General features: G+C 73.4%; 7 protein-coding genes. 1 reads left to right on the forward strand and 6 read right to left on the reverse strand.

Annotation, left to right across the window (positions count from 1 at the left end):
- Nucleotides 1-72: 72 nt before the first annotated feature.
- The 6 genes from HNQ09_RS07535 to HNQ09_RS07560 form a co-directional block, all read right to left on the reverse strand.
- Nucleotides 73-1266 carry a glycosyltransferase gene (locus HNQ09_RS07535; RefSeq protein WP_343057659.1) on the reverse strand — a complete coding sequence of 398 codons (1194 nt, stop codon included), beginning with the start codon at nt 1264-1266 and terminating at the stop codon, nt 73-75.
- Nucleotides 1267-1359: 93 nt separating this feature from the next.
- On the reverse strand, nt 1360-2568 hold the full coding sequence (locus tag HNQ09_RS19125) for a glycosyltransferase (RefSeq protein WP_184027453.1): 1209 nt from the start codon (nt 2566-2568) through the stop codon (nt 1360-1362).
- Nucleotides 2569-2670: 102 nt separating this feature from the next.
- Nucleotides 2671-5691, reverse strand: a complete 3021-nt coding sequence (locus HNQ09_RS07545) for an NPCBM/NEW2 domain-containing protein (protein WP_184027454.1) — start codon at nt 5689-5691, stop codon at nt 2671-2673.
- A gap of 124 nt (nt 5692-5815) precedes the next feature.
- Nucleotides 5816-7054 (reverse strand): glycosyltransferase family 4 protein, encoded by a 1239-nt coding sequence (locus HNQ09_RS07550; protein WP_184027456.1) that lies wholly within the window; start codon nt 7052-7054, stop codon nt 5816-5818.
- The gene (locus HNQ09_RS07555; RefSeq protein ID WP_221269681.1) at nt 7051-8241 is read right to left on the reverse strand and encodes a glycosyltransferase; all 1191 of its coding nucleotides are present in this window, start codon (nt 8239-8241) and stop codon (nt 7051-7053) included. Before HNQ09_RS07555 ends, HNQ09_RS07550 begins: the two co-directional genes overlap by 4 nt.
- Nucleotides 8241-9773 carry an O-antigen ligase family protein gene (locus HNQ09_RS07560; RefSeq protein ID WP_184027459.1) on the reverse strand — a complete coding sequence of 511 codons (1533 nt, stop codon included), beginning with the start codon at nt 9771-9773 and terminating at the stop codon, nt 8241-8243. Before HNQ09_RS07560 ends, HNQ09_RS07555 begins: the two co-directional genes overlap by 1 nt.
- A gap of 396 nt (nt 9774-10169) precedes the next feature.
- Between HNQ09_RS07560 and HNQ09_RS07565 the strand changes: the two genes are divergently transcribed.
- Nucleotides 10170-10864 (forward strand): NPCBM/NEW2 domain-containing protein (locus HNQ09_RS07565; protein WP_184027461.1); only part of this gene is annotated, 695 nt, incomplete at its 3' end.

Raw genomic sequence — 10864 nt, forward strand, 5'->3', positions numbered from 1 at the left:
TAGCCGCTGCTCATCGGCCCCTGCTGTCAGGACCCGCCGCACCCCCGGGCAGGGAGCGGGAGCGGCGGCCACCTACCGCCGGGCCAGATCGGCGGCGCTCCCCAGGTCCGGCTCGTCCGGGCGGGGCTGCGGCGCGCGGCCGCTCGCGGTCTCGCGCAGCACCGCCTCCCAGGCGGGGACCAGCCGCCCCGGCGCGAAATCGGGGACCCGCCGCGCTCCGGCCTCCCGCCAGAATTCACGCTCTGCCGGGTCTTCCAGCAGCCTGCCGAGGGCCTGGGCCAGCGCGGCGCTGTTCTCCGGGGGCACCAGAACGCCGTGCCGCCCGCCCTCCAGAATCTCGGCCGGTCCCGAGGGACAGTCGGCCGCCACCACCGGCGCCCCGCACGCCATCGCCTCGGTGATGACGTTGGCAAAGCCCTCCCAACGTGAGGGCAGCGCGTAGACGGCCGCCTGCCGCATGAAGGGATAGGGATTGGCGACGAAGCCCGGCAGATGCACGCTGCCCTCTACCCCCAGACGGCGGGCGAGGGCTTCCAGGTTGGGCCGTTCGTCGCCTTCGCCCAGAATCAGCAGCTCGTGGGGGTGGCCCTGGGCACGCAGGCGGGCGTGCGCCTCGATCAACAGGTCGAAGCCTTTTTGCTGGTGCAGGCGGCCCGCGCTGAGGACAGTGGGGCGCTGGGCCATCCAGGCCGCCCATTCGGGCAACGGCTGGGCCGCCAGCGTCCGCACCCGCTCCAGATCGACCGGGTTGTGAATCACGCGGAGGCGCTCGGGGCGCAGGGGCAGCAACTCCTGCAGGGTGCGCCGCGCCCCGCGCGAGACGAAGACCACCCGGGGCAACCGGGGGTAGATCAACCGGGCGAGCCAGGTGTGCCCCGCCGAGTGCCCGGCCAGGGTCTGGGCCATCGAGTTGCGCACCCAGCCCACCACCGGGGTGCGGGTCAGCCACCCCACCGCAAAGGCCAGGTAGGTCGGCATGATCTCCACGGTCGCCACGATCACGTCGGCCCGCGCGGCCTCGCGCAGCAGGGTCAGGTGTCTGCGGCGCAGGAGGTGACGCACGCGCTCGCCCGGACGCAGGATCACCCGCAGGGGGATGTCGCCCGGCACCTCGTCCCGCAAGGTGGCGTCCTTGGCGTGCAGCACCCACAGCTGCGGCGCGAATTCCCGGCGGTCAAGCTGCGAGATCAGGCTCAGCGAGATCCGCTCGGCTCCCCGGCCATACAGGCCCTCGAAGACGAACAGGATGCGGAGTGGGCGGGGCACGGATGAAACCTCCAGGGAAAAGAGCAGGGGGATGAGAACGGCAGGACGCCGGAACGGAGAGAAGGGGGCGGAGCGCCGGGGCGACCGGACCCCTCAGGCGCGGGAGGAGGGCTGGCCCGGGTCGCCCCCCGCCGGACCCACCGGGGCCTGGCCCGCTCCCCGCGACCTGGGTGAGCGCCGCGCCGCCTCGCGCAGCACCGCCTCCCAGGCGGGGACCAGCCGCCCCGGCGCGAAGTCGAGGACCCGCCGCGCTCCGGCCTCGCGCAGGCGGCCCCGCAGGGGTTCGTCCCCCAGGACCTCACCCAGGGCGCGGGCGAAGGCGGCGCTGTCTTCCGGGGGCACCAGAACGCCGTGCCGCCCGCCTTCCAGAATCTCGGCCGGTCCCGAGGGACAGTCGGCCGCCACCACCGGCGCCCCGCACGCCATCGCCTCGACGAGCACCAACCCGAACCCTTCCCAGCGCGAGGGCAGCGCGTACACGGCCGATTGCCGCATGAAGGGATAGGGATTGGCGACGAAGCCCGGCAGATGCACGCTGCCCTCTACCCCCAGACGGCGGGCAAGGGCTTCCAGGTTGGGCCGTTCGTCGCCTTCACCCAGAATCAGCAGCTCGTGGGGGTGGCCCTGGGCACGCAGGCGGGCGTGCGCCTCGATCAACAGGTCGAAGCCCTTCTCGGGCGACAGGCGGCCGGCGCTGAGGACGGTGGGGCGCTGGGCCATCCAGGCTGCCCATTCGGGGAGAGGCTGGGCGGCCAGCGCCTGCACCCGGCCCAGGTCCAGCGGATTGTGGATGGAAGTCAGGCGCTCGGGACGCAGCGCCATCAGGTTTTGCAGGGTCTGCTGCGCGCCGTGCGACACGAAGACCACCTGCGGAAGCCGGGGGTAGATCAGCCGCGCCAGCCGCGTGTGCCAGGCCTCGTGCCCGGCGAGGTTGCGGTCCATCATGTTGTGAACCCAGCCCACCACCGGGGTGCGGGTCAGCAGCCCCACCGGATAGGCCAGGTACGTCGGCATGATCTCCACCGCCGCCACGATCACGTCGGTCCGGGCGGCCTCGCGCAGCAGGCTCAGCGGCCTGCGGCGCAGGAGGTGGCGCACGCGCTCTCCCGGGCGCAGAATCACCCGCAGGGGCGCATCGGGCGGCACCTCGCTCCGCAGGGTGGCGTCCTTGGCGTGCAGCACCCACAGCTGGGGCGCGAATTCCCGGCGGTCGAGCTGCGAGATCAGGTTCAGGGCGACCCGCTCGGCGCCCCGACCGTGCAGGCCCTCGAAGATGAACAGGATGCGCAGTGGGCGTGACACGGACGACTACCTCCAGCGGCAGGGGGCGCGCGAGACGGGGAAAGCAAAACGGGGAAAGCGACGAGGGACGGAAGCGGGGGTAGGCACCGGACGAGGCGGGCCTCAGCGGCTGCCGCTCCAGGTCGTCGCCTTGGCGCCGCTGGGAAGCGAGCCGGTCGTGACGATCAACCCGCCGCCGATCACGTCCGCGACCGGGGACTGGCGGGCGGCGGGCAGCGGGGTCAGCTCGGCCCAGCGGTCGGCGGCGGGGTCGTACTCGAAGACCGTCCCCACCTCCGCCGAGTCCTGGGTCACGCCCGCCACGACCACGATGCGGCCATTCCAGACCAGGGTGGAGGCGTTGACGTGCCCCAGCGGCAGGGGCAGGCTGGCGCGGGGCGTCCAGCGGTCGGTGGCGGGGTCGTAGCGGTGGACGGCGCTCTGGTTGCCCCGGTCCTCGTCGCCGAGGTGCTGGCCGCCGATGGCGTACAGCGCGCCGCCCAGCGCCACGCCCGCCAGGTGATTGCGCGGGTTGGGCAGCGGGGCGGCCGCGCGCCAGCCCGCGCCCCCGTCCAGGTCGAGGACCCAGTGCTCGGGCGAGTCGCGGCGGTAGATGTCGGGGTTGCCGGGGTCGCGCTCCACGCCGCCGAAAAAGTGCAGCTCGCGCCCCAGCCGGGCCATCGCGCCGCCGCCGCGCGCGCCGGGCAGGGGCGGCCCCGCGCTCCAGGTGTCGCTCGCGGTGTCGTACTTCCAGACGTGGTTCGTCTGCGGGCCGGGGTGGTTCCCCACGAACCCGCCTGCGACGTACACCGTTTCGCCGTCGGCGGCGACCGCGCTGTGGGTCAGCGGCTCGGGCAGAGGCGCCACGGCCGCCCAGCGGTCGGCGGCCGGGTCGTAGGCGTACGAGCGGGTCCCGGCCCGCAGGCTGCCGTCGAAGCCGCCGAACACGTAGAGCCGCCCGTTCACGGCCAGCCCCTGCGCCTCGGAGACGGCGGCGGGCGAGTCGGCGCGGGGGGTCCAGCGCAGGGCCGAGGGCGCCTGCGGGGCGGCGGCGGGTTTGACGTTCCCCACCACGAACACGTAATCCTGATAGTCGCCGTTGACGGCGGGTTCGAAGCCCACCAGATACTGGTTGGCCAGCACCCGCCCGGCGCGGTCTTTCAGCGGATAGACCCGCGCGGCGTGCCTCACGGGGCCGCCGCTGTTCAGCGCGTCCTGGGTGTAGTTGTTGCGCGGCGCGTAGGAGGTCGCGCCCACGTACAGGCCGAAGGCCTCGCTGCCCGGATCGAAGGTGTCCTGGCCCCCCGCCACGACCGGCGGGTTGAGCTGCTGCTCGCCGCCGCGCGCGATCACCGCGACCTCGCGCAGCGCCGGACCGCTGCTTCCGGGCGTGTAGTACCCGAAGGGAAGCAGGTCGTCGGGCGAATACCGGGCGACCGGGCGCAGGGTTACCGGGCCAGGACCCGCCTTGACGAACAGCCCAGCCAGCACCTCGTCGCCCAGCGGCGCCGCACCGGTGCCCAGGATCAGGGAAGAGCTGCCCACGTTGATTCCGAACCCCAGCGCCTGCACGATCTGCGCCAGCGGCGGCTCCTGGTCGCCCTGCTCGCCGCGGGCGCTCAGGCCCGAAAGGCTCAGGGTGCGGGTGCCCTCGTCGGCGTCGTCACTCTCGATCCGCAGCTCGGCCCGCAGCGCGCCCGTCAGGTTCCCCGGCGCAAAGGCCACGCCCAGCGTGACGCTCTGGCCGGGAGGCAGGGTGAGCGGCGCGGCGGGCGCATTCACCAGCCGGAAGGCCGAAGCGTGCTCGCCCGTCAGCGTAAGGCTGCCGACCCGCAGCTCGCCCTGACCCAGGTTGCGCAGGGTCACGGTCTGGGGGCTGCCCGCGCGGTTTACCACGCCGCTGAACACCAGCTCGGCGCCGTTCAGGTCGATCTCGCCGCGCTGGGCGGGCGCCGCCGCCCGCGCGAGAATCTCGATGCCGCTGACCTTGGCGTTTTCGACTCCCCGGACAAAGTCGATGTTCAGCTCCCCGTCGCGCACCGTGACGGGCAGCGTGCGGACGATGGCCCGGCCCGCGCCCCCCGCCTCGCGGAACACGTCGAAGTCCTGAAGTTCGGCCGCGCCCCCTTCCAGATTCACGTCGAAGAGGCGCTGGCCGGGCGCCCCCTTGTTGAGTTCGGCGAAATGCAGCCGCACCTGGTACTCGCCGCTGGGCAGCGGCACCGCGAACGCGAACGCGCTCTCCCCTGCGGGCACGCCGCTGGTCTGGCCCCCGGTCCACTCGGTCTGGTAGAGGGCCGCGCTGGCCGGGGCCGCCACCCCGGCGATCTCGTCGTCTTCCCCGTAGGCAAAGCCGCCGCGCACGTAGCCCCGGCAGTCTGCCAGGCTCTCGCAGCCCAGCCAGGTCACCCCGCCCACCGTCTGCGTGGGGCCGCCCGCGTTGATGCGGATGGCGTCCGCGCTGCCGGTCCCGCCGCAGCTGCGCACCATCGCCCCCGCCCAGTCGGCGTGGTCGTAGTTCAGCCCGTCGCCCGCGTCGGTGACCACCAGCCGCAGGTCGGTTACGCCCTCCACCGGCACGCTGAGGCTGCGGGGCGGGTCGCTGCCGCGCATCACGCCGCTCTCAAAGAGCTTGGTGGCCGTGCCGTTCCAGACCTGAAAGACCACGCTGCCCCGGCTGCCGACCTCGTCGTCCACGCCGACGCTGGCCGTGAAGGTGGAACATTGCCCGCCCAGATCAAAGGTCATGCTCGACCCCGCGTGGACCCCGAAGCCGCGCTCGAACGTCTCTCCGCCGATGCGCAGCGGGCGCCCGTCCCCCGGACTTCTCTCGCCGTTGCTGCGGTCGCGTTCGATGGGTCCCCAGCCGTTGCTGGCGGCGGTCCAGCTCTCGTAGCTGAGGGTGTTGTCCCCGGGATTGAGGACGAGCGGCGTCAGCGCCGTCCCGCCCGCGCTGCTCCAGCTGTGGTCCTGGCCGTCGTACACGAACTCGGGCAGGTCGGCCGCGCCCGGGGCCGGGGCGAGCGGCGCAGGCTGCGCGCAGCCGACGAGCAGCGCGGCCACGGCGACCGCGCGCCAGCCGGGGCGCCCACGCGAAACAGGTCGGGGGCGGGACACGGGCGCGGGGTTCGGCACTCTCTTCATGGGGACCCTCCCTCCTGGTCCGGACGACCAGGGCCTGAAACTTGCGGACGCTGAGGCGACGGGCCGCGTGAACCGTGAGTGCAAAGACAGGCGGGTGCCCGAAGGGGTCCCGGCCGCAGCGAAGTCATCCGGGCACCCGGCCGGTGGCGAGTGTGGGCCGGGCCTGACGGCGTGCCCGCGCCTGGCGGTAGAGGCCCAGCAGCAGCTCGACGTTGCGCTCCTCGGTGTAGTGGGTCTCGTACTCGCGGCGCGCGGCCCGGCGCATCGCCGCGTGCTCCGCTGGGTGCGCCAGCAGCCACTCGACCTGCGCGGCGAGATCCGCCGGGTCCCCCGGCCGGAAAAGCCGCCCGGTGTGGCCGTGCTCGACGATGCCCGGCATGGCCCCCAGGTCGCTCGCCACCACCGGCAGGCCCGAGGCGAAGGCTTCGACCAGCGTCATGGGAAAATTCTCGTAACACTCGGAGGGAAAGGCCAGCAGGGCCGCGCCGCGCATCAGCTCCAAGACGCGCGCGGGGGGCTGGCGGCCCAGCCACTCGACGCCCCCCTGCCGCTGCGCGGCTTCCGCGACCTGCGGGGCGAGGGGACCGTCGCCCACGATCCGCAGCGGCAAGCGCTGGCCCAAGCGCTCCCAGGCACGCAGCAGGGTCGCCGTGCCCTTTTCGGGCGAGAGGCGGCCCACGAACAGGGCGTAGGCCCCGGCCCCGGCCCCGTCTGCCGTCCCCGGCGCGGCAGCCTCCGCGAGCCGCGCGGCCTCGCCGCTCAGAAAGTTGGGCTTGACCACCAGCCGGTCGGCGGGCAGCCCGCCCTGAATCAGCTTCTGGCGCGAAAACTCACTGAGCGCGATATAGAGGTCCACCTGCCGCTCATAGGTTCCCAGCAGGCGGTGCGTGGTGAGCATGGTCGCCACCACCGCCGACCCGGCGCGGCTGCCCCGGTAGCAGGCGTGCTGCACGGCGGGCGAGGGCGGGGTGCGCCCCACGCAGGCCTCGCAGACGTGGCCGTCACGAAACAGCAGCGCGTTGGCACACAGCAGCCGGAAATTGTGCAGCGTCTGCACGACCGCTGCCCCCGCCGACTGCGCCGCCCGGTAGGCCGCCGGGGAGACCAGCGGAAAGGTGTTGTGGAAATGCACCACCTCGGCGCGGTGCTCACGGGCGACGGCGGCCAGCGCCCGGGCCGAGCGCGCGTTCCAGACGGTGCCCAGCGCGGTGCCGACCGGATTCTGGCCCCCGATGCTGTCGTTGTGGACCGTGTGCAGCCGGACATTCACCCCGCGCGCGCGCAGGGCCTCCGTCTCGGCATGAAAGACCGCGTCCTCGCCGCCCGCCTGCTGATAGTAGTTGTGGACCACCAGAACGTTCATGCCAGTCCTCTCCCCACGCCCGCAGGCAGCGCGCCTCTGGCCCGCAGCAGGTCGCCGTACGCCTCACGGTACCCCGTCAGCATCCGGGGCATCCCGAAACGGTCCCCGATCTCGCCGCCCAGTTCGCGGGCCAGCGCCCGGAACCGCGCGGGGTCCTCCACGACCTCGGCCAGCCGGGCGGCCAGGGCGGTCACGTCTTCCGGGGGCGCGAGCAGCGGGTAAGTGGGCCGCAGCACCTCGCGCAGGCCGGGGATATCGCTGGCGACCACCGGGGTCCCGGCCAGCAGCGCCTCGGCGGCCAGCAGGCCGAAGCCCTCAAACCGCGAGGGCATCAACACCACGTCGTAGCGGCCCAGTGCGCCGGAAAGGCCCGCCTGCGGCGGCGCCAGCGTGACCGGCCAGCGCAGCCGCGTTTCCTGCGCCCAGCGGCGCAGCGCCGGAGTCAGGCTGCCGTCGCCCAGCAGCGTGACCCGCGCCGGGCGCCCGGTCAGCCCGGCGGCCTGCTCCAGCAGCGCCGGCAGCAGGTCCGCACCCTTCTGGGGTTCCAGGCGCCCGGCAAAGAGGATCTGCACCTCGTCCGCGCTGCCCGGCGCCGCGTGCTGGGCCAGGCCAGGGGCCAGCCGGACCCCGTTGTAGACGACGCGGGTGCGTGGGGGCGGCAGGGGGGCCAGCCCCCGCCCGGCCCGGAACGCTTGCAGGCCGTCCAAGCTGTCTTGCGAGACCGCCACCGCGCTGGCCGGGGTCAGACGGCCCTCCACCCAGCCGCCGATGCGGCTCCAGGCGGGCCAGAGGGTCGCGTTGTGGATGGTCCGCAGCACGGCGGGGCGCGCGGGCGATCCCCCGGCCAGCGCCGCGAGCGCGTAGACCGTCTCGGGAATCTCGGTGTGCAGGTGGATCAGCTCGGGGCGCAGACGGCGCAGCAGCGCGGCCAGCCGGGCGCCCGCGTGGGCGAGGCCGCCGCGCTTCATCGCCAGGGGGGTGCCGCAGTGGACCGGCACCCCCAGGGCGCGCAGCCGGGCCTGCATGGCCTGCCCGACCTCACCCGACGACACGCCGCCCACCGCAAAAAAGTGGGTGTCGTACTCGGCGCTCAGCCCCTCGGTCAGCGAGATCGCCACCTCCTCGGCCCCGCCCAGGTCGAGGTGCGAGACGACGTGCAGCACCCGGGGCCGGATGGGGACGGGCATCAGCGGACCTCCAGGGGGGCGGGCATTTGCGGCGTTGCCGGGCGCCCTGCCTGCCGCTTCCAGTGCCGCCGCTGAAGCTCCAGCAGCGCCAAGCCGAAGCCGAACAGCGCCCAGAACCAGATGCCGCCCTGCGGGCCTTCCAGAAACACGTCGAAGGCGGCGTTCACCATAAAGGCGGTCCAGTAGGCCAGCACCCAGAGGTTCAGCCGTGCCCACAGCTCCTGCCCGGCGGCGGCGGCCCGGCGGTAGGCGCGCAGCAGCCCAAACACGAACAGGCCCTGAAGCAGCACCCACGCGGCCAGACCCGGCACCCCCGAACGCGCCAGGATGGTGAGGTGGCCGTTGTGCGGACTGCGCAGTTCGCCGTTGGCGAGCTGGTAGCCGTCGGCGTCGGCCAGATTGATGCCGTAGCCCTTGCCGGTCCAGAAGTAGGGACCGGAGACGGTGTAGTTCACGATGTCGCCCCACCACAGCAGCCGCCAGCGCCGCGAGCCGTCGCGGTCGCCCTCCCCGGTGGACTGGGTGATGCTCTGGATGTTCAGCAGCAGCGACTCGGCCGAGATGGTGTTGCGCGCGCCCCCCACCGTGATGCGCACGTCAAAGGCCACGAAGCTCGTCACCATCAACACGACCAGCACCAGCGGTTTCCACCAGCGGGTGCCGGGGCGAAACAGCAGCACGACCAGCACGACCGCCGCGACCGCCAGCAGTCCGGCGCGGACCCGGAACAGCGGAATGGCGGCGGCCGCGAACCACAGCGCCCACCACAGCCAGTCGGTGCGGGTCAGGCTGAGGCGGCCCAGGGCGACGCTGCGGGCGTTCCCTGCGGCGAGCAGGCGCGGCAGTCCCAGCAGCAGCAGCGCCGCGATTCCCGCCAGATGCACCGCCACGTCGCCGCCCTTGAGGTCGAGCAGCCGGACATCCGATCCGGGCGTCAGCGGAATCGCGTCCGCGTACAGCTCGCTGATCACCAGCGCGACCGGCATCCACAGCAAAAAGAGCGGGGCGTAGCGCACGTACCCCCGCGCGGCACCCAGCACCCGGCCTTCTCCCCGGTTCCCGCGCAGCAGCAGGCCCGCCACGATCAGCGCGAACAGGCCGTAGCCCCACAGCGCGGCGTCCCGAAAAGCGTCGATGCCGTACACGCCGACGTAGGGCACGGTGGCCGCCGCCCCGGTCAGCAGCAGCGCCAGCAGCGGGTAAAGGGGCGGAGCGGCCACCAGCCCGCGCAGGGCGCCTGTCAGCAGCAGCGCGAGCAGCCCCAGCGCCAGCGCCATCTCGCCCACGAACACGGGCGGAGCGCCCAGGTAGGCGAAGCCGCGTCCCAGCAGCGCGTAGCCCAGCAGGCAACAGGCCAGGAACCCCAGCGCCAGCCCGGGGAGCCGCCGCCCCAGCGCCAGCAGCCCCAGCAGGGCGCCCAGCCCCAGCATCACCGGGGCCGCGCCTGACGGTTGCCAGACCACCAGCGCGCTCGCCAGCAGGCCCAGCAGCGCCAGCAGCGCCCAGGGGGAGGTCGTCCATGTGTTCGGCATCCTTCTGAGCAAGGCCCACTTCCCTTCCGCGCCTCTTTTTGACCTTCTGCTCCCTGCGTTGTGCGAGGACAGAGAGCGGCACTCCCCGCACGCTAAGCCGTGGGCGCTAACGAAAGGTAAATAGCCGCCCCGGTGCCCGGCCCTCTCCGGCGCCGTCCAGCGCGGGCAGCGCCGGGGCCGGGGGCGTGCTGCACGGCATCGCGCGGGCGGGCGCGCTCCGGCCCCACTCACCCGCGCCTCAGCGAAAGATTTACGCCCCGGCGCCCATTGTGCAGGAGCCTGAACCGCGCAACTGCCGGACCCGGACGGCCGCTGGCCGTTTTCCCCGCGTCTGCCGTAACGAGCCGCTGCGCCGCGCGCCCCCCTGCGAGCAGCCTTCTTTTCTGGGAGGAACCTATGAACGACACGAGCAACTGGAAGGGACGCGCCAAGAGGCTGGCCCCCGCCATCCTGGTCCTGAGTGCGGCGCTCGCCGCCTGCTCCAAAGCCCCCGCGCCCGACGCGGGCAAAGACCCCTACGCGGGAGGCGTGAGCTATCCGTGGAGTGACCGGGTGGGGCCAGCCGGAGACGACCCCTACGCCGGCGGGGTCAGCTATCCCTGGACCGGTGCCGGCGCCCCCACCGCCCTGCGCGGCGCGCAGGGCAGCGCCCAGACCTTCCTCTCCGACACCCAGTGGACCAGCGCCACCAACGCCTGGGGTCCCGTCGAGCGCGACCGCAGCAACGGCGAACAGGGCGCGGCCGACGGCCGCCCCCTCACCCTCGGCGGCCAGACTTTCGCCAAGGGGCTGGGCGTCCACGCCCCCTCCGAGATCAGCTACGCCCTCAGCGGTCAGTGCACCACCTTCACCGCCACCCTCGGCCTCGACGACGAGGTCGGGGACCGCGGCAGCGTCGTGTTCGAGGTCTGGAACGGCACCGCCACCAAACTCTTTGACAGCGGCCTCCTCCGGGGCGCCGACGCGCCCCGGGCCATCAGTGTCCCCATCGATGGCGTCTCCAGCTTGCGGCTGGTCGTCCGCGACGCGGGCGACGGCCTGAACTACGACCACGCCGACTGGGCCGCCGCCCAGGTCAGCTGCCCCGCCCA

The sequence above is a fragment of the Deinococcus budaensis genome (assembly GCF_014201885.1).
In the GTDB taxonomy this organism is placed as follows: Bacteria; Deinococcota; Deinococci; order Deinococcales; family Deinococcaceae; genus Deinococcus; species Deinococcus budaensis.

Coding starts and splice junctions, on each gene's coding strand:
- HNQ09_RS07545 (WP_184027454.1), bottom strand. CDS start 5,691: ATGAAGAGAGTGCCGAACCCCGCGCCCGTGTCCCGCCCCCGACCTGTT.
- HNQ09_RS07550 (WP_184027456.1), bottom strand. CDS start 7,054: ATGAACGTTCTGGTGGTCCACAACTACTATCAGCAGGCGGGCGGCGAG.
- HNQ09_RS07555 (WP_221269681.1), bottom strand. CDS start 8,241: ATGCCCGTCCCCATCCGGCCCCGGGTGCTGCACGTCGTCTCGCACCTC.
- HNQ09_RS07560 (WP_184027459.1), bottom strand. CDS start 9,773: ATGCCGAACACATGGACGACCTCCCCCTGGGCGCTGCTGGCGCTGCTG.